This is a genomic window from Streptomyces sp. NPDC107581 (assembly GCF_055657175.1).
Genome location: NZ_JBVKBH010000012.1, coordinates 149,693 through 167,824 on the forward strand (window position 1 = coordinate 149,693; position 18,132 = coordinate 167,824).

An 18,132-nucleotide genomic window follows, 5' to 3' on the forward strand; every position below is an offset into this window, starting at 1 on the left:
CTCAGCACCCCCCGCGCCAGTGACCGCGCCCCGTCACTCCCCGTCCCGGTCGGCGCGCCCCGTCACTCCCCGTGCCGGCGCCTCTCCCGCCCCTCCCGGCGCTCCTCGTGCCGCGCCCGCTGCAGCTCGTGCCGGGACTCCCGGCGCTCCACCCGCTCCTGGCGGCGCTGCTCCTTGAGCCGCTGCCGCTCGGCCCGGGTCACCCTGCGCTCCACACCGACCCCGCCCCAGAACGCGAAGCCGCTGATCACCACCCGCGGCGCACCCGGATCGGGATGCTCGTCGTCCCTGGGGTGCTCGAAGCCGCCCATGACACCGATCCCGCGCACCACGACCTCGACCCCCGGCGGCACGATCACCTGCATCCCGCCCATGATCGCCACACAGTTGATCTCGACCTCGCGGTCCGCGAAGTTCGCCTCCCGCAGATCGAGCTCCCCACCGCCCCAGAAGGCGACGCAGTTGAGCCGCTTGGGCATCGTCCAGCGGCCCTTGCGCTCGAACCCGGACATGATCGCGATCGCGGTCTGCGGTGTCCCCGAGCCGCCCACGATCCGGCCCGCCCAACTCCCGCTCTCCACCGGCTCCTTGGTGAAGGACACGGGCGGGGACGCCACCGGCCCGGACACCGGAAGGTCACGGGTGATCGGCGCCAGCTCGGCGTACGTACGCGCCTTGTACGCGGCCTCCAGCCGCTCCTCGAACTCCCCCATGTCCAGGCGCCCCTCGGCGACAGCCTCCCGCAGCACCTCGGCGACCCTTTCACGGTCAGCATCGGATGCGCGGAGTTCCGGGACTGCGTCGTCGCTCATGACAGAAGCCTACGAGACCGCCTTCTCCGCGTACATCTTCGCGATGACGGCCTCGATGTCCGGCTCCCGCACCGACAGATCCACCAGCGGATACTCGGCCGCGATGAACGCCACCAGCGGCGCCGCCGACTGCCCCGCCGGGAACGCCAGCCACTGCCGCGGCCCCTCCACCCGCACCACCCGGCACGGCGGCGCCTCGATCGGCGGCAGCTCCCGCTCCAGATCCACCACCAGCGTCCGCTCGCCCTCCCCGGCCTCGTGCAGCCCCGCCAGCGCACCGTCGTACATCAGCCGGCCGTGGTCGATCACCATCACCCGCGAACACAACTGCTCGATGTCCTGCAGATCGTGCGTCGTCAGCAGCACCGTCGTCCCGCGCTCGGCGTTCAACTCCTTCAGGAACCCCCGCACCTTGGCCTTGGACACCACATCCAGACCGATCGTCGGCTCGTCCAGATACAGCACCTCCGGATCGTGCAGCAGCGCCGCCGCGATGTCCCCCCGCATCCGCTGGCCCAGCGACAGCTGCCGCACCGGCACGTCCAACAGATCACCCAGCTCCAGAAGTTCCACACACCGGTCCAGATTCTCCCGGTAACGACCATCCGGAATCCGGTACATCCGGTGCGCCAGCCGGTAGGAGTCGATCAACGGCAGGTCCCACCACAGCGTCGTCCGCTGCCCGAACACCACACCGATGCGATGCGCCAGCCGCGTCCGCTCCCGCGAAGGATCGATCCCCGCCACCCGCAGCCGGCCCGCGCTCGGCGTCAGGATGCCGGTCAGCATCTTGATCGTCGTCGACTTCCCGGCACCGTTCGGACCGATGTAGCCGACCATCTCACCACGCGCCACGGTGAACGAGATCGAGTCCACCGCCCGCACCTGCCGCCGCTCCCGTCTGAGGAACCCGGTCTTCCTGCGCACCTCGAAGACCTTCTCGACCTTCTCCAGCGCAATGAACCCACTGTCCGGCACCGTGCTAGCTCCCTGTACTCCGATACGAACGAAGGCCCACCCGCCAGGCCAGCCCCGCCAGCGCACAACAGCCCACCGCCACCAGCGGCGACGCGAACGCCACCCACTCCGGCAGACCCAGCGGATACGGCCGCCCCAGCACATAGGTGGCGGGCAGCCAGTTGACGAAGGCCAGCGGCAGCACGAACGTCACCCCGCGCACCAGCTCCTTCGCGAACACCGTCGGCGGATACTGCAACAGCGTCGTACCGCCGTACGTGAAGGCGTTCTGCACCTCGGAGGCGTCCTGCGCCACGAACTGGAACGCCGCCCCCGCCACGAACACCGCACAGAAGATCGCGAAGCCGCTCACCACCATCACCGGCATCAGCAGCAGCTTCAGCGCCGTCCACTCGATGTCCACCCGGGTCAGCGACCAGCCCAGCACCAGCGACCCCTGCGCCACCCGGCCCAGCCGTCTGAGCGCGAACCGGTCGGCCGCCACCTGCGCCAGCACCGGCACCGGCCGCACCAGCAGCGTGTCCAGCGTGCCGTCCCGCACCCGCCGCCCCAGCCGGTCCATCGACCCGATCGCCAGATCGGCCAGCCCGAAGGACACGCCCGACAGCCCGTACAGGAACGCCACCTCCGGCAGCGAGTACCCACCCAGCGCATCCACCCGCGAGAACATCAGCATGATCGCGACGAAGTCGAAGAAGGTCGCCGCGAAGTTCCCGAACGTGGTCATCGCGAAAGACGCCCGATAGGACATCGTGGACCGCAGCCACATCCCCGCGATCAGCCGGTAGGCCCGCACGCCCTCCGCCACACGGCCGCCCTCACCCACCCTGGACCACCACCCGCCGCGTCGCCACCGACTGCACCAGCCGGCCCGCGCCCAGCAGCACAACCGCCCACGCCCCCTGGAACACATAGGTCCCGAGCGGATCCGCGTGCCCCAGCAGCACATCCGCCGGCGCCTGCAGGAGCGACGACCACGGAAGCGCCCGTACGACCTCCCCGAGCACCCCGGGGAACACGTTCAGCGGCAGCAGCATCCCCGAGCAGAAGAACCCGAGCAGCCACGCCATCTGCGACACCCCCGCACCGTCCAGCAGCCAGAACGCGCTCAACGCCACCAGGAAACGGATCCCGAAGCCGACCAGCATGGCCAGCAGCACGGCGACGCAGAAGGCCACCCAGGTGCCCGCGTCCGTCGGCAGCGACACCGGGAAGAACAGCGCCCCGAAGACGAACGGGACCAGCCCCCGGCCCAGCAACTGGAAGAACGCCCGGCCCAGATCGGCGGCCAGCCACCACAGCTGAAGATCCACGGGCCGGTACAGGTCGATCGCCACGTCCCCCGTACGGATGCGTTCCATCAACTCGTCCTCGGCACCACCGCCCCCGATCGCGAGCGTCGACAGGAACGCCTGCCCCAGCCACACATAGGTCACGGCCTGCGCCTGGTCGTACCCTCCGAGGTGCGGTTTCTCGTCCCACAGCGCCAGATACGTGTACACCAGAATCAGCCCGAAGGCCGTGTTGGTGAACACCCCTGCCGCAGTCGCAGCCCGATACGTCGCGTACCGTCTGAATCCCCCCGCCGCGACGGCCACGTACAACCGTCCCGCGCCCACGTCAGTCAACCTCCCTGGACTGCTCGACACCGAAGCGCAGGAGCCTAGTCCGGAGGCCCGGCAGCCGGCCACGCATTATCCGTGCCGGAAGCGTGCCGGAATCCGGGAACGGAACGCCAGGTGCGAGAGTCTTCAAACAGGGGGCGCAGATGGCGTACGAGGCGTACGGGAACGTACGACGCGAAACAGGAGTCCGTGCACGACATGAGCGACGAGCCGCAGCCGCAGCAGCAGAACGAGGGCGGCACGCCGGAAAAGCCGCTGCCGGCTGAAGGGCCCGGGGAACAGGGGGGCCGCACCGCAGAGCAGGGGGCCCGCACCCGGGCCTCCGACAAGGCGTCCCCCGGATCGGGCGGCCGACCCGGCGGGGGCCCCGGACAGGGCAGGCCGACCGCCCGCGAGAACGCGACGCCTCGCGCTGCCCAGGAGCAGACGGGTACGGCGGCCGGGGCCGGTTCCGAGGCCGGGGCCGACAGGCCGTCCGGCGACCAGTCGCTTCCGGGCGCCGGCGCGGTACAGGCGGCGCGGGCACGCCGGGCGGCGCTGGCCGCCCAAATGAGTCGCACGGGACGGACCGGCACGGACAGCCGAACGGGTGAGGGACCCGAGCGACCCGAGGGATCCAAGGGGGCGGAGGGGGCCCCGACGCCCGAGGCACCCAAGGCGTCCGCGGCGTCCGAGGCCTCCAAGGCGCCCGAGAGCCCTCGGCGCCCGCAGACGTCCACGCCCCGGTCGCCCGAGAAGTCTCAGGAGGCCGCCGCACCCAAGCGGTCCGGGGAGACCCAGGGGACCGCGAAGCCTCACGCGTCCGAGCAGCCCAAGCGGCCCGAGCAGCCCCACGCGGCCGAGAGCACCCAGGTCCTTCGGCGCATCAAGCCGGCCGCCTCGGCGGACCCCGCGTCCCGGACGGCAGGCGCCGCCGAGACGGCCGCCGCCCCGCAGACGGGCAAGAACCCGGCGCCCAAGAACACCCCGCCCGAGACCACCCAGGTCCTCCGCCGGGTCAAGGCCCCCCAGCAGACCGAGCCTGCCCAGCCGACCCGGCCCGGCACGGCGAGCGGCGCGGCCGGCGGCCCCCGGGCCGCCATGGCGAGCGGTGCGGCTCAGGCCGCCACGGCAGGCGCCACGGCCAAGGGCGCCCAGACCGCCCCGGCGGCCGGCGCGGCCAAGGCCGCCATGGCCGGCGCCACCGCCACCGCCAAGGCAGCCCAAACCGGCGCGACCGGCGTGTCCGGCACCGCGGCCACCCGCACCCCCGAAACCGGCCCCGCCGACGAGACCACCGCCCTCGCGGCGAGCGGCGGAGGCGGCGGAGGCGGCGCAGCCGGCGGCGGAGGCAAGGGCGGCAAGAAGCCCAAGCGGCCCAAGCGGACCGGATGGCGGCGACTCATCCCCACCTGGCGCATGGTCCTCGGCACCTTCGTGATCGGCATCCTGCTGATCGTCGGCCTCTTCTTCGTCGGCTACTCACTCGTCAACATCCCGCCGGCCAACGCCCTCGCCACCAAGCAGAGCAACGTCTACCTCTACGCCGACGGCTCCCAGCTCGCCCGCGACGGCCAGATCAACCGCGAGAACGTCACCCTCGCCCAGATCTCCAAGGACGCCCAGCACGCCGTACTGGCCGCCGAGGACCGCGACTTCTACACCGAGTCCGCCATCGACCCCAAGGCCATGCTCCGCGCCGGCTGGAACACCGCCACCGGCAAGGGCAAGCAGTCCGGCTCCACCATCACCCAGCAGTACGTCAAGAACTACTACCTGGCCCAGGAACAGACCGTCACCCGCAAGGCCAAGGAATTCTTCATCTCGATCAAGCTGGACCGGAACAAGTCCAAGAACGAGATCCTCGAGGGCTACCTCAACACCAGCTACTTCGGCCGCAACGCCTACGGCATCCAGGCCGCCGCCCAGGCCTACTACGGCATGGACGCCACCGACCTCGACCCGGCCCGCGCCGCCTACCTCGCCGCCCTCGTCAACGCGCCGAGCGAGTACGACGTCGTGGCCCACCCGGAGAACAAGACCGCCGCCGTCGCCCGCTGGAACTACGTCCTGGACGGCATGGTCAAGCAGGGCTGGCTCAGCGAAACCAAGCGCACCGGCATGAAGTTCCCCATGCCGAAGCAGCAGACCATCTCCACCGGCCTCTCCGGCCAGCGCGGCTACCTCGTCGAAGCGGTCAAGCACTACCTGACCACCAACAACATCATCGACCCCGACCAGCTCGCCGCAGGCGGCTACCGCATCACCACCACCATCCAGAAGGACAAGCAGGACGCCTTCGTCGACGCCGTCAACGACCAGCTGATGTCCAAGCTGGACAAGAAGAACAACAAGGCCGACAAGTCCGTCCGCGCCGGAGGCGCCTCCGTCGACCCCAAGACCGGCAAGGTCGTCGCCATGTACGGCGGCATCGACTACGTGAAGCAGTTCACCAACGGCGCCACCCGCGGCGACTTCCAGGTCGGCTCCACCTTCAAACCGTTCGTGTTCACCTCCGCGGTCCAGAACGGCTCGGCCACCCAGGACGGCCAGACCATCAGCCCGAACACCTACTACGACGGCACCAACAAGCGCCCCGTACAAGGCTGGACCGGCGGCGCCTACGCCCCGGAGAACGAGGACTCCAAGTCCTACGGCGACATCACCGTCCGCAAGGCCACCGACCTCTCGGTCAACGCCGTCTACGCCCAGATGGCCGTCGACGTCGGCCCCGCCAAGGTCAAGCAGACCGCCGTCGACCTCGGCATCCCCGCCGACACCAAGGACCTCCAGCCCTACCCGTCCATCGCCCTCGGCACCGCCACCGCCAGCGTCCTCGACATGGCCGAGGCCTACGCGACCCTCGCCAACCACGGCAAACACGGCACATACACGATGATCGAGAAGATCACCAAGGACGGCACCGAAGAGATCAAGCTGCCCCAGCAGCCGGTCGAACAGGCCGTCAGCCGCGAAGCCGCCGACACCACCACCTCCATCCTGCAGAGCGTGGTCGACAACGGCACCGCCACCGCCGCCCAGGGCGCAGGCCGCCCCGCAGCCGGCAAGACCGGCACCGCCGAAGAGGACACCGCCGCCTGGTTCGCGGGCTACACCCCCGACCTCGCCACCGTCGTCTCCGTCATGGGCCAGGACCCCGTCACCGCCGCCCACAAGCCCCTGTACGGCGCACTGGGCCTGCCCCGCATCAACGGCGGCGGCCCGCCCACCCAGATCTGGGCCCAGTTCACCCGCAACGCCCTCAAGGGCAAGCCCGTCGCCGACTTCGACCTCCAGCTCCAGCAGGGCGCCGAGGTCCAGGCCCCCGGCTCGCAGGCCCCGACCACACCCGGCACCACCGGCAGCCAGGACGACGGCGGCACCACCGGCACCCCCAGCGCCCCCGGCACACCGACCAGCGGCACGACCGACGGCGGCAACACCACCGGCACGCCGACCGACGGCGGCGCCACCGACGGCGGAGACACCACCGACGGCGGGGCCACCGACGGCGGCGGCACCACGGACGGCGGCACCACCACCGACGGCGACACCGGCGGCGGCCCCACCACCGGCGGAGGCACACCCGGCGGCGACACAGGCGGCGGCCCGACCACGGACGGAGGCACCGACGTCGGCACCACCGACGGCGGCATCACAGCAGGCCAACCACAATGACCGGCCCGGCCGGCGCGCAGCCCGGGCAGCCATGAGCGACCGGCCCGACCGGCCCGACCGGCCGACAGCCCGGGCAGCCCGGCCCGGCCGACGGGCAGCACTCAGTGACCGCCGGTCGCCTTCAGACCCACCACGGCGACCAGCAGCAGACAGACGAAGAAAATACGGGCGGCGGTGACCGGCTCACCCAGCACCACCATGCCGAGCACCGCCGCCCCGGCCGCCCCGATCCCCACCCACACGCCGTACGCGGTACCGATCGGCAGCGACCTGGCCGCATACGACAGCAACACCATGCTGGCAACGATCCCGGCACCCGTGAACACACTGGGCACCAGCCGGGTGAACCCATCGGTGTACTTCATCCCGATCGACCAGCCCACCTCGAGCAGACCAGCGACCACCAGCAGCACCCAGGCCACGACAAACACCTCCGAGACGAACGGACGACTCCTCTTCGGTGCGTCGTCTTTGCCTACATCCCGGTACGGCGCGTCTCGTCGGGCTCCTCCGAACATAGCAAAGAAACACCAAAAAGGGGCCGGTGACCGCAGTCACCAGCCCCCTTCAACCGAAGAATCAGAGGTACAGACCGGTGGAGTCTTCCGTCCCCTCGAACCGGTCCGCGGCCACCGCGTGCAGATCACGCTCCCGCATGAGCACATACGCCACGCCCCGCACCTCGACCTCGGCCCGGTCCTCCGGATCGAACAGCACACGATCACCCGGCTCCACGGTCCGCACGTTCTGGCCGACCGCGACGACCGCCGCCCAGGCCAGCCGCCGCCCGACCGCCGCCGTCGCCGGAATCAGGATGCCGCCACCCGACCGCCGCTCGCCCTCACCCGTCTCCTGCCTGACCAGCACCCGGTCATGCAGCATCCGAATGGGCAGCTTGTCGTGCTGAGAGGTGCTCTGCTGGTTTCTGTTGGCGCTCACGCCTCGAACCTACCTGCCCCGTACCAGCCCGTACGACCCTGGGCCACCACTCTTCCCATCGGCCCGCGTCAGCCCCTGCGCCGCCGCCGCGAACCCACGGCAAGCAGCCCCACGACCCCGACCACCACAAGCGCGACCGGCACGACCCGCTCCAGCCGCGGCGCACCCTCCTCATCGACGAACTGCGCCCGCACCTCACTCACCACCCGATTGACCTGGACATAAGCCCGCCCAACCGTGTGATCGACATGAGCGACGGCCTTGGCCTTCGCATCCCCGACGATCGTCTTCGGATGCACCCGCACCCCGATCTCGTCGAGGGTCTCGGCCAGCACTTCGCGGCGGCGCTTGATGTCCGCCTCGATCTGCGCCGGGGTTCTGGTGTCCGACGTGTCCGCCACCGTACGGCCTCCGAAGTCTCCTGATGCTGTCCCGGACAGTCTGTCAGCTCCACCACCCACTGCGCCGCAACGCCCCCCGTTACGCTGGACCGATGAGCGAGCGACTCCAGCCCGGGGACGTGGCCCCCGCCTTCACCCTCCCCGACGCCGACGGCAACGAGGTGTCCTTGTCGGACCACAAGGGCCGCAAGGTCATCGTCTACTTCTACCCCGCGGCCCTGACTCCGGGCTGCACCAAGCAGGCCTGCGACTTCACGGACAACCTCTCCCTCCTGGCCGCCGCCGGCTACGACGTCATCGGCATCTCCCCCGACAAGCCGGAGAAGCTGGCCAAGTTCCGCGAACAGGAGTCCCTGAAGATCACCCTCCTCGCCGACCCCGACAAGAAGGCCCTCGACGCCTACGGCGCCTTCGGCGAGAAGAAGAACTACGGCAAGACCTACATGGGCGTCATCCGCTCCACCGTGATCGTCGACGAGGAGGGCAAGGTCGAACGGGCCCTCTACAACGTCCGCGCGACGGGCCACGTGGCCAAGATCATCAAGGATCTGGGGATCTGACCCCCGAGCCCCCTTCCCACTCCCTGACGGCCCGCCCCGGAACGCTCCGGCGCGGGCCGTCGGCCGTCTCCCGCCTTCCGGGCGTGACTGTCCGATAAACGGTTCGTTACTCCGTACGAGCTGCGAACGCGCAGCCGGAACGGACCGGAACAGAGGGGACCCGATGGGGGCCAGTACATACACCAAAGAGCGGCTGGAACAGGCGGCCCGAGGCGCACGCACGCTGTCGGAGGCGCTGGAAAGGCTGGGGGTGGATCCGAAGAGCCCGACACGTCGGTACGTGCTCGGGCGAATGAGGAAGCTGGGAGTGGATGTGTCGCACTTCGAGCGCGAGGGGGTGAAATGGACACGGGAGATCTTGGAGCAGACGGTGGCCGCCTCCACGAACATGTGCGAGGTACTGCGGCGGCTCGGGTTAGGGGTCGTCGGCGGTCACCACACCCACATCAGCCGCCGTATCAAGGCGTACGGGATCGACACCTCGCACTTCCAGGTGCCGACGCGGCGCGGGAAGCCCCGGCGTCCCCGAACACCGGAAGGCCTGCTCGTCCGGCAGCCGAGCGGGCAGGCTCGGCGCATCCCGAGCGACCGGCTCAAGTGGGCAATGAACGCAGTGGGCGTCCCGGAGCGCTGTGCCCTCTGCGGCACGCAGGCAGTCTGGCGGGGCCGTTCGCTCCCGCTGGAGGTCGATCACATCGACGGCGACTGGCGGGACAACCGCGTCGAGAACCTGCGGCTCCTCTGTCCCAACTGCCATTCGGTGACGGACCATTACCGAGGGCGTGGCAAGGGGCGCCCCAGGGGTGGGGCAGCATGAGCGGGGGCATGCGGTACACACGCGAGCGGTTGGCCGAAGCTGCCGTTCAGTGTTCCGACATTGACGAGGTCATCGCCTTCTTCGGCAGCAAGCCTTATGGCGACCTTCGGCGTCACCTCTTCCGGCGCTTCGACCACTTCGGGATCGATGTCTCCCACATGCCGCGGGGGAGGCGAACGAGTGCGGCACCTGCCAAACCGGCTGCCGCCGTGCTTCGCCGTGCGGTCGAGGGGGCGACCTCCATCGCGGATGCGCTCCGTGCTCTGGGTATGGAGCCCTACAACAGCAGACCGCGCACCCTGCTCCGCCACTGGGTGACGGAGGACGGGCTTGACACCGCCCACTTCCTAGGACAGGCCCATCAACGAGGGCGTCCAGGGGCCGTGCCACGCAGGCGCGCAGCGGACATCCTGATCCAGCACGACGGCAGTCGCCGGACGAGAACCCATCTGCTGCGCAGGGCGCTTGTGGAAGTGGGCGTGCCCGAGACATGCGCCGAATGCGGCGTTGCCTCCGAGTGGCTGGGCCGGCCCATGACCCTGGAGGTCGACCACATCAACGGGGACTGGAGTGATGACCGGCGGGAGAACCTGCGGTTGTTGTGCCCGAACTGCCACGCGATCACCGCCACCTGGTGCCGTGGAGGGCGCCGACGCTCCCCGCAGACAAACGCCGCCTGACCGGTACCATGGCCGTGCACGCGGCCGTGTCGTAACTGGCAGCCGAGCAGCGCTTAGAACGCTGTGGGCGAAAGCCCGTGTGGGTTCGAGTCCCACCGGCCGCACACTGAGGGGGGTCACCCATCTGGGTGGCCCCCCTCCCGCGTCTCACCCCAACAGCTCCCGCACCACCGGCACCAGCGCCCGGAACGCCTTGCCCCGGTGGCTGATCGCGTTCTTCTCGGCGGGGCTCAGCTCGGCGCACGTCCGGCTCTCGCCCTCCGGCTGCAGGATCGGGTCGTAGCCGAAGCCGTTCGTGCCGGTGGGCGCATGCCGCAGCACACCCTGCAGCCGGCCCTCGACCACCCGCTCCGTGCCGTCCGGCAGGGCCAGCGCCGCCGCGCACGCGAAGTGCGCGGCCCGGTGTTCCTCCGCGATGTCGGAGAGCTGGGCGAGGAGCAGGTCCAGGTTGGCCTGGTCGTCGCCGTGGCGGCCGGCCCAGCGGGCGGAGAAGATGCCGGGGGCGCCGTTGAGGACGTCGACGCAGAGGCCGGAGTCGTCGGCGACGGCGGGCAGGCCGGTGGCCTGGGCGAGGGCGTGGGCCTTGAGGAGGGCGTTCTCGGCGAAAGTGACGCCGGTTTCCTTGACGTCGGGGATGTCGGGGTACTGGTCGGCGCCGATGAGTTCGTGGGGGAGTCGGGCCTCGGCGAGGATGGCCCTCAGCTCGGTGATCTTTCCGGCGTTGCGGGTGGCGAGGATCAGGCGGGTCATGGGGGTCAGTATCCCTGGGGCGGGTTGTGCGGTCGGTGGCGCCCTGTGGCGGTCGGGGCCCTTACGGCTTGCTCGGTGCCGGTGGTGCCGGTGGTGCCGGTGGTGCCGGTGGTGCCGGTGGTGCCGGTGGTGCCGGTGGTGCCGGTGGTGCCGGTGGTGCCGGTGGTGCCGTGGGTCCCTGTGTGCTTCCTGGTGTGCCGGTCGGCCGGGTGTTCTTCGCTGCGGTCTTGGCCTTGCTCGCCACCGCGGTGAGCGGGCGGGCGATGTCTTCCAGTGAGCGGCGTTCGGCCTTGACCGCGAGGAACGCCGCGACGAGGCCTGCGGCGCACATGAGGGCCGCGCCGATCTGGAAGGCGAGGACGGTGTCGCCGACTTTGCCGGTGCTGGTGAGGTCGGCGAAGAGGAGGGGGCCGCTGATGCCGCCGGCGGCGGTGCCGAGGGCGTAGAAGAAGGCGATGGCCATGGCGCGGGTTTCCATGGGGAAGATCTCGGAGACCGTGAGGTAGGCGCTGGAGGCGCCTGCGGAGGCGAAGAAGAGGACGACGCACCAGCAGGCGGTCAGGGTGGTCGCGTCGAGGGATCCCCGGCCGAAGAGCCAGGCGGTGCCGAAGAGGAGGAGGCCGGAGAGGAGGTAGGTCGAGGAGATCATGATTTTGCGGCCGACGGTGTCGAAGAGTTTGCCGAGCAGGAGGGGGCCGCAGAAGTTGCCGACGGCGATGACGGCGAAGTAGTAGCCGGTGTGGTCGGTGGGGACGTCGAAGAATGTGGTGAGGATGGCGCCGAAGCCGAAGGTGATGGCGTTGTAGAGGAAGGCTTGGCCGATGAAGAGGGAGAAGCCGAGTACGGCGCGTTTGCGGTAGTGGCCGAAGACGGTTCGGGCGATCTCCGTGAACGAGATGCTCTTGCGTTGGTGGATCTCCAGTTGGCTCTGGGGTTCGGCGAGTGGTGTGCCGGTCTCGGTTTCGATCTTTTGTTCGATGTCGGTGACGATTTCTTCGGCTTCTTGTTCGCGGCCGTGGATGAGCAGCCAGCGTGGGCTTTCGGGGACGTGGCGTCGTACGAGGAGGATGACGAGGGCGAGGACGGCGCCGAGGGCGAAGGTGAGGCGCCAGCCGATGTTGGCGGGCAGCAGGTCGGTGTTGAGGGCGACGATGGAGAGCAGGGAGCCGCCGACGGCGCCGAGCCAGAAGCTGCCGTTGATGATGAGGTCGACGCGGCCGCGGTACGGGGCGGGGATGAGTTCGTCGATGGCGGAGTTGATGGCTGCGTATTCGCCGCCGATGCCGAAGCCGGTGAGGAAGCGGAAGAGGAAGAACCACCAGGGTGCGAAGGAGATCGCGGTCAGTGCGGTTGCGGCGAGGTAGACCACCAGGGTGATCATGAAGAGTTTCTTGCGGCCGTGGCGGTCGGTGAGCCGGCCCCAGAAGAGGGCGCCGGAGCAGGCGCCTGCGACGTAGAGTGCGGCGGCGATGCCGGTGATCTGGCCGGAGGTGACGGGCAGGCCGCTGCCGGGTTCGGCGAGGCGGCCGGCGATGGTGCCGACGACGGTGACTTCGAGGCCGTCGAGGATCCATACGGTGCCGAGCCCGATCACGACCGTCCAGTGCCAGCGGGACCAGGGGAGGCGGTCGAGTCGGGCGGGGATGTCGGTGGTGATGGTCCGGCCGGTGGCGGCCTGCGCCGTGCTCATGGGCTCTCCTCCTTGTCGAGGACAGGAATCGTGTGCCCCCGCCCGGTGGAATCAGGCCCCGAGCGCTTGCGACACGACGTAGATCAGCAGGCCGGCCAGGGAGCCGACGACGGTGCCGTTGATTCGGATGAACTGCAGGTCGCGGCCGATGTGTGCCTCGATTTTGCGGGTGGTGTGTTCGGCGTCCCAGCCGGCGACGGTGTCGGTGATCAGTGAGGTGATCTCCTTGCGGTAGGTGGTCACGATGTGTACGGCTGCGCCTTCGACCCAGCTGTCGACCTTTTCCTGGACTTTCGGTTCGCTGGCCATGCGGGTGCCGAGGGAGAGGAGGGCGGCGCGGACGCGCAGTCGTAGTTCGCTGTGTTCGTCCTCGGCGGCTGCGACGATCATGGATCGTACGGCTGTCCAGGCGGAGGCGATGAGGTCCTGTACTTCTCCGCGGCCGAGTACTTCGCCTTTGAGGCGTTCCACGCGGGTTCGGGTGTCGGTGTCGGACTGGAGGTCGGAGGCGAAGTCGGTGAGGAAGCGGTCGAGGGCGCCGCGTGCGGGGTGGGAGGGCATGTCGCGCATTTCGGTGATGAAGCGCATGAGTTCTTTGTAGACGCGTTCGCCGACTTTTTTGTCGACGAAGCGGGGGGTCCAGCCGGGTGCGCCGCCTTCTACGGCGATCATGACGTCGTCGCGGTGGAGGACGAGCCAGTCGTGTGCGCGGGTGACGACGAGGTCGACGACGCGTTTGTGTCCGCCGTCGGCGACGATCTTTTCGAGCATTTTGCCGATGCCGGGTGCGATTTCCTGTGCGTTGGCCCGGCGGGTGATGGCTTCTGCGACGACTGCTTGTACGTCGGAGTCGCGCAGTACGGTCAGGGCGCCTCTGAGTGCGGTGGCCAGTTCCGCGGTGACGCGGTCGGCGTGTTCGGGTTCGGCGAGCCAGGTGCCGAGGCGGCTGCCGATGCCGACGGTGCGCAGTCGTTGGCGTACGACGTCCTGGGAGAGGAAGTTCTCGCCGACGAATTCGCCGAGTGAGATGCCGAGCTGGTCCTTCTTGGTCGGGATGATGGCGGTGTGCGGGATCGGCAGTCCGAGTGGGTGCCGGAAGAGTGCGGTGACGGCGAACCAGTCGGCCAGTGCGCCGACCATGCCGGCTTCGGCGGCGGCGGCGACGTATGCCGTCCAGGGGCCTGCGCCCTGGTGGGAGCCCCATTTGGCGAGTATGTAGACGACGGCTACGAAGAGCAGCAGTCCGGTCGCGGTGAGTTTCATGTGTCGTACTCCGCGCCGGCGTTCCTCGTCGGCGGGGGTGAAGGCGGTCATGGTCCGGTACGACGTCGTCCGGCTCGGTGTTTCGGTCTCCGTGTGTTCCATCAGCTCCACCTGTCCAGCTCCGCCCGTTCGGTGATCCCGCACACAATTGTCCCTTCCTGACCGACTCCCGGAACGGAACAGGAGTTCCCGGCGTCTGTCTGGGCGGGGGGTTTTGGGCAGGGCCCTGTCAGGTCGGCCGAGCCCATGACGCATCATGAACTCATCTGATCGGGGCCTGGGGCTCCCGTCTTCCGAGGAGAACAACACAAGCATGACCAAGCGTCATGGTTATGCCGTCCTGGGTGCGCTCGTCGCGCTGGTCGTGGTTCTGTCCGCCGTCATATATGTCACGGTGGCCGCCGGCGACGGCAGTTCCCGCGCCGCCGTCGCCGGTGACCGTCCGCACCGTGGTGCCTCTGTCGCTCCCGCCTCGGCCGGTACCTGGGTCGGTGCGTGGTCCACGGCGCCCGTGGGGGGTGAGCCGGGGACCGAGGCCAGTGGGATGGCCGGCCGTTCCGTGCGCAACATCGTGCATGCGAGTACGGGGGGTACGGGTGCCCGTGTCACGCTGTCCAATCTCTATGGACAGTCCCCGCTGGCCATCACGCATGCCTCGCTGGCCCTGTCGGCGGGGGACGGTACCGCCGCGGCCGACGCAGAAACGATGCGGCGCCTCACTTTCGACGGCAGCACCGGTGTCGTCATCCCGCCCGGCGGCCAGGTGCTCAGCGACGCCGTGCGGCTCACGGTCCCGCACGACTCGGACGTCCTGGTCACCACCTATTCGCCCACCCCGTCCGGCCCGGTGACCTACCACCCGCACGCGCGGCAGGTCTCGTACGTCGCCCAGGGCGACCGGACCGAGGACGCGACCGGCGGCGCGTACACCGAACAGACCTCGTACTGGCGCTATCTGACGGACCTCGACGTCCTGAGCAACGAGGCCACCGGCACCGTCGTCGTCTTCGGTGACTCCATCACCGACGGCATAACCTCCACCGTCGGCGCCAACCACCGCTGGCCGGACATCCTCGCCGGCCGTCTGCGCGCGGCGGTCGAGAGCGGTGACGCCCTGCCTCGCTACGGCGTCGTCAACGAGGGCATCAGCGGCAACCAGGTCCTCGCCGACGGCCTCGGCCGCCCGGCCGAGAACCAGAGCGGGCTGGGCCGCTTCGGCCGGGACGTGCTCTCGCGCACCAATGTCAAGGTCGTCGTCATCGACCTCGGTGTCAACGACATCCTGCGCAACCCCCGGCTGGCCGATCCGGACCGGATCGCCGACGGTCTGCGCACGCTGGTGCGCGAGGCGCATGCCCGCGGTCTGAAGGTCGTCGGCGCCACCCTGATGCCCTTCAAGGGGCACCGCGGCTGGACGCCGGCCCGGGAGGCGGTGCGACAGCGGGTCAACGCCCAGATCCGGGCCGGCCGGGTGTTCGACTCCGTGGTCGACTTCGACAAGTCCCTCAGGGACCCCTACGACCCGCGCCGGCTGCGCCCCGACTACGACTCCGGTGATCATCTGCACCCCAGTGACCGGGGCTTCGCCGAGATGGGCGAGGTCTTCGACCTGGGCGCCCTGAAGGGCGCGGGGCAGGCGGAGCTGTAGGGGCTCCCGACGGCGTTTCGCCCGGACTCCGGGGCGGGTGGCTCAAGGGCCGGAACGGCTGGGACTCGGGGGCCGGAGCGGCTGGGGTTCAGGGTCCGGAGCGGTTGGCTCAAGGGCCGGAACGGCTGGGACTCGGGGTTCGGAGCGGCTGGGACTCGGGGGCCGGAGCGGCTGGGGCTCAGGGTTCGGAGTGGGTGGCTGAGGTTCCGGAGCGGGCCGTCGGGCTCCGCGGCGGCCGGCTCAGGCTCCGGTGGTCGACCCCGGCCGCACGATCATCAGGATCGTCACGGCCGCCCACAGCAGGTTGAACACTCCGGTGAACATGGCGAGCCGTGCGGTCTTCTCGCGTGTGCCGCCGTCCTCCACGAGCGCGGTCTGGGCCGGCAGCACGAGCGCGGCGAGCACGAGGGCGGCCAGGGCGGTGAGCGCTATGGACACGATCAGCCAGGCGCTGCCGAGCACGCCCATGGTGTTCGCGGTGGCGAAGCCGAAGACCGGGACGACGACGCCGACGACGGCGTAGACCCGGCAGATCCGGTGCAGCAGCCGCAGTGTCTCCGCGGCCCGGATGTCGTCGGGAGCGGCCAGGGCGCGGCGGGCGGCGGGCGGGAACATGCTGGCGGCGACGGTGACGGGCCCGATGGCGACGATCGCGGCGAGGACGTGGACGGCGAGGAGGAACTTGGTCACGGGAGGACATTAGGCGGGCTGCGGATCTTGGAGAAGCGGCGGTGTTGCCATGGGCCGACGGATTCTCGCCAGCGGTGTTTCCCGCGGGTTCCAGGGGAAGTGGCCTGGCCGGAGTATTTGGCGAGAGTTCGTCGCAGGCCTATGTTCCTGCCATGCACACCGTGGCCGTCCTGGCGCTGGACCAGGTGATCCCGTTCGACCTGTCCGTCCCGATCGACACCTTCGGCTGGGCCCGGCTGCCCGACGGCAGACCCGCCTACCGGGTGCGGGTGTGCTCCCCGGCCGGGGAGGTGAGTGCGGGTGCGGGCGTCTTCGCGGTGCGGGCGCCGTACGGTCTGGAGGCCCTGGCGGAGGCGGACACGATCGTCCTGCCGGGGGTCGCCGACCCGGCCGCGCCGCTGCCGCCGGGCGTCGCGGAGGCGGTGTGCGCGGCGGCGGCGAACGGTACGCGCATCGCGTCGATCTGCGTGGGTGCGTTCGTCTTCGCGGCGACCGGTCTGCTGGACGGGTGGCGGGCCACGACGCACTGGTGCGCGGCCGCGGACCTCGCGGCGATGTATCCGAGGATCACCGTCGACCCGAACGTCCTCTACGTCGACAACGGTCAGTTCCTCACCTCTGCGGGTGCCGCCGCGGCGATGGACATGTGCCTGCACATGATCCGCAAGGACCACGGTTCGGCGGTCGCCGCGCATGCGGCCCGGATGTCCGTGATGCCGCTGGAACGGGAGGGCGGGCAGGCCCAGTTCATCGTCCACGACCTGCCCCCGGCGCCCTCGGGTGCCACCCTGGAGCCCCTGCTGGCCTGGCTGGAGGAGCATTGCGACCGCGATCTGACCCTGGACGAGATCGCGGCGCAGGCCCGCATGAGCAGCCGTACCCTCAATCGGCGCTTTCGCGAGCAGACCGGTACGACGCCGTTGCAGTGGCTGCACCGGGCGCGGGTGCGGCGGGCGCAGTACCTGCTGGAGTCGACGCCGTACCCGGTGGAACGGATCGCGGCCCAGGCGGGTTTCGGCTCCCCGACGGCCTTCCGGGAACGCTTCCGCCGGGTGGTGGGGACGAGCCCGCAGGCGTACCGGCGGTCGTTCCGCTCGGCGAACGACACGTCGCGGACGGCCGGCTGACCGGACGCCGGCACCTGACCGGCCGGGTGCCGGTGCCCGGTGGACTCGGCCCCGGTGCGCCTGGTTGCCCCGGTCCCGTCGGTCGGCCGGCTCAGCCTCGGCGGTCGGCGACGGCCCAGGAGGCCAGGGCCACGGCGCCCGCGACGCCGAGGACGGACGGCCAGGCGCCGACCTTCTTCGCCAGCGGGTGGGACCCGGCGAACGCGGCGACGTACGCGGCGCTCAGCGCACCGGCGGCCTTCCCGCCCGCCTGCCTGCGCCACTGCTGCGCGGCGGTGGCTCCCGCGACGGCCAGGACGGCCCCGCCGAGCTGCCGCTTCTTGGTCCAGCGGGCGACGCCGTACCCGCCGACGAGCCCGGTCGCGGCGATCACCGCACTGGGAACCCTGGCCATGAGTGCCTCCTCGTGTGCCTGTTCTGTCCGTCTGTTCCTTCTATGCCCGCGCCGAGGCTAACCCGTAGGTGCACGGACGGCTCGGACTTGAGTCGGGGCAT

The 18,132-nt window shown here is 70.1% G+C and carries 18 protein-coding genes, 1 tRNA gene and 1 riboswitch; of the genes, 7 read left to right on the forward strand and 12 right to left on the reverse strand.

Going from position 1 to position 18,132, the window contains the following annotated elements:
* Nucleotides 1-62: 62 nt before the first annotated feature.
* Genes ACZ7P3_RS28525 through ACZ7P3_RS28540 form a run of 4 tightly spaced genes read right to left on the reverse strand, consistent with a single transcriptional unit; the run spans nucleotide 63 to nucleotide 3,409 of the window.
* Nucleotides 63-812 (reverse strand): DUF1707 SHOCT-like domain-containing protein, encoded by a 750-nt coding sequence (locus tag ACZ7P3_RS28525; RefSeq protein WP_472085952.1) that lies wholly within the window; start codon nucleotides 810-812, stop codon nucleotides 63-65.
* 9 nt (nucleotides 813-821) lie between these two features.
* Nucleotides 822-1,790 (reverse strand): ABC transporter ATP-binding protein, encoded by a 969-nt coding sequence (locus ACZ7P3_RS28530; RefSeq protein ID WP_472085953.1) that lies wholly within the window; start codon nucleotides 1,788-1,790, stop codon nucleotides 822-824.
* A gap of 4 nt (nucleotides 1,791-1,794) precedes the next feature.
* On the reverse strand, nucleotides 1,795-2,559 hold the full coding sequence (locus ACZ7P3_RS28535) for an ABC transporter permease (protein ID WP_472086170.1): 765 nt from the start codon (nucleotides 2,557-2,559) through the stop codon (nucleotides 1,795-1,797).
* 49 nt (nucleotides 2,560-2,608) lie between these two features.
* The gene (locus tag ACZ7P3_RS28540) at nucleotides 2,609-3,409 is read right to left on the reverse strand and encodes an ABC transporter permease (RefSeq protein WP_472085954.1); all 801 of its coding nucleotides are present in this window, start codon (nucleotides 3,407-3,409) and stop codon (nucleotides 2,609-2,611) included.
* 1,176 nt (nucleotides 3,410-4,585) lie between these two features.
* On the opposite strand from ACZ7P3_RS28540, the gene ACZ7P3_RS28545 reads away from it, so the two are divergent.
* Complete coding sequence (locus tag ACZ7P3_RS28545; protein ID WP_472086172.1) at nucleotides 4,586-7,072, forward strand: transglycosylase domain-containing protein; 2,487 nt, start codon at nucleotides 4,586-4,588, stop codon at nucleotides 7,070-7,072.
* A 101-nt stretch (nucleotides 7,073-7,173) separates the two neighbouring features.
* Here ACZ7P3_RS28545 and ACZ7P3_RS28550 read toward each other — a convergent pair whose 3' ends face one another.
* The 3 genes from ACZ7P3_RS28550 to ACZ7P3_RS28560 all read right to left on the reverse strand — a co-directional run bounded on the left by ACZ7P3_RS28550 (nucleotide 7,174) and on the right by ACZ7P3_RS28560 (nucleotide 8,412).
* Nucleotides 7,174-7,494: a DMT family transporter gene (locus ACZ7P3_RS28550; RefSeq protein ID WP_472085955.1), complete on the reverse strand. Its 321-nt coding sequence runs from the start codon at nucleotides 7,492-7,494 to the stop codon at nucleotides 7,174-7,176.
* Between the two features lie 37 nt (nucleotides 7,495-7,531).
* Nucleotides 7,532-7,602: riboswitch (guanidine-III (ykkC-III) riboswitch) on the reverse strand.
* Between the two features lie 49 nt (nucleotides 7,603-7,651).
* Nucleotides 7,652-7,954, reverse strand: coding sequence for a GroES family chaperonin (locus tag ACZ7P3_RS28555; protein ID WP_472086174.1), 303 nt, complete (start codon nucleotides 7,952-7,954; stop codon nucleotides 7,652-7,654).
* A 125-nt stretch (nucleotides 7,955-8,079) separates the two neighbouring features.
* On the reverse strand, nucleotides 8,080-8,412 hold the full coding sequence (locus ACZ7P3_RS28560; protein ID WP_472085956.1) for a DUF3618 domain-containing protein: 333 nt from the start codon (nucleotides 8,410-8,412) through the stop codon (nucleotides 8,080-8,082).
* Between the two features lie 92 nt (nucleotides 8,413-8,504).
* Here ACZ7P3_RS28560 and bcp point away from each other — a divergent pair, with 92 nt between their 5' ends.
* The 4 genes from bcp to ACZ7P3_RS28580 all read left to right on the forward strand — a co-directional run bounded on the left by bcp (nucleotide 8,505) and on the right by ACZ7P3_RS28580 (nucleotide 10,573).
* Nucleotides 8,505-8,972: a thioredoxin-dependent thiol peroxidase gene (bcp, locus tag ACZ7P3_RS28565; RefSeq protein WP_472085957.1), complete on the forward strand. Its 468-nt coding sequence runs from the start codon at nucleotides 8,505-8,507 to the stop codon at nucleotides 8,970-8,972.
* A gap of 163 nt (nucleotides 8,973-9,135) precedes the next feature.
* On the forward strand, nucleotides 9,136-9,789 hold the full coding sequence (locus ACZ7P3_RS28570) for an HNH endonuclease signature motif containing protein (RefSeq protein WP_472085958.1): 654 nt from the start codon (nucleotides 9,136-9,138) through the stop codon (nucleotides 9,787-9,789).
* A gap of 8 nt (nucleotides 9,790-9,797) precedes the next feature.
* Nucleotides 9,798-10,469: an HNH endonuclease gene (locus tag ACZ7P3_RS28575; RefSeq protein ID WP_472085959.1), complete on the forward strand. Its 672-nt coding sequence runs from the start codon at nucleotides 9,798-9,800 to the stop codon at nucleotides 10,467-10,469.
* Nucleotides 10,470-10,489: 20 nt separating this feature from the next.
* Nucleotides 10,490-10,573, forward strand: a tRNA-Leu gene (locus tag ACZ7P3_RS28580).
* Between the two features lie 43 nt (nucleotides 10,574-10,616).
* On the opposite strand, the gene ACZ7P3_RS28585 is transcribed toward ACZ7P3_RS28580, so the two are convergent.
* From ACZ7P3_RS28585 to ACZ7P3_RS28595, 3 genes are all read right to left on the reverse strand, one after another.
* Nucleotides 10,617-11,219 carry an XTP/dITP diphosphatase gene (locus ACZ7P3_RS28585; protein ID WP_472085961.1) on the reverse strand — a complete coding sequence of 201 codons (603 nt, stop codon included), beginning with the start codon at nucleotides 11,217-11,219 and terminating at the stop codon, nucleotides 10,617-10,619.
* 61 nt (nucleotides 11,220-11,280) lie between these two features.
* Entirely contained in the window at nucleotides 11,281-12,909 is a 1,629-nt protein-coding gene (locus ACZ7P3_RS28590; RefSeq protein ID WP_472085963.1) for an MFS transporter, read from the reverse strand.
* Nucleotides 12,910-12,960: 51 nt separating this feature from the next.
* Nucleotides 12,961-14,274: a DUF445 domain-containing protein gene (locus tag ACZ7P3_RS28595; RefSeq protein ID WP_472085965.1), complete on the reverse strand. Its 1,314-nt coding sequence runs from the start codon at nucleotides 14,272-14,274 to the stop codon at nucleotides 12,961-12,963.
* Between the two features lie 211 nt (nucleotides 14,275-14,485).
* On the opposite strand from ACZ7P3_RS28595, the gene ACZ7P3_RS28600 reads away from it, so the two are divergent.
* Nucleotides 14,486-15,820 carry an SGNH/GDSL hydrolase family protein gene (locus ACZ7P3_RS28600; protein WP_472085967.1) on the forward strand — a complete coding sequence of 445 codons (1,335 nt, stop codon included), beginning with the start codon at nucleotides 14,486-14,488 and terminating at the stop codon, nucleotides 15,818-15,820.
* Nucleotides 15,821-16,060: 240 nt separating this feature from the next.
* On the opposite strand, the gene ACZ7P3_RS28605 is transcribed toward ACZ7P3_RS28600, so the two are convergent.
* On the reverse strand, nucleotides 16,061-16,510 hold the full coding sequence (locus ACZ7P3_RS28605; protein ID WP_472085969.1) for a hypothetical protein: 450 nt from the start codon (nucleotides 16,508-16,510) through the stop codon (nucleotides 16,061-16,063).
* A 152-nt stretch (nucleotides 16,511-16,662) separates the two neighbouring features.
* On the opposite strand from ACZ7P3_RS28605, the gene ACZ7P3_RS28610 reads away from it, so the two are divergent.
* Complete coding sequence (locus tag ACZ7P3_RS28610; protein ID WP_472085971.1) at nucleotides 16,663-17,637, forward strand: GlxA family transcriptional regulator; 975 nt, start codon at nucleotides 16,663-16,665, stop codon at nucleotides 17,635-17,637.
* A 91-nt stretch (nucleotides 17,638-17,728) separates the two neighbouring features.
* On the opposite strand, the gene ACZ7P3_RS28615 is transcribed toward ACZ7P3_RS28610, so the two are convergent.
* Entirely contained in the window at nucleotides 17,729-18,031 is a 303-nt protein-coding gene (locus ACZ7P3_RS28615; protein ID WP_472085973.1) for a hypothetical protein, read from the reverse strand.
* Nucleotides 18,032-18,132 lie beyond the last annotated feature (101 nt).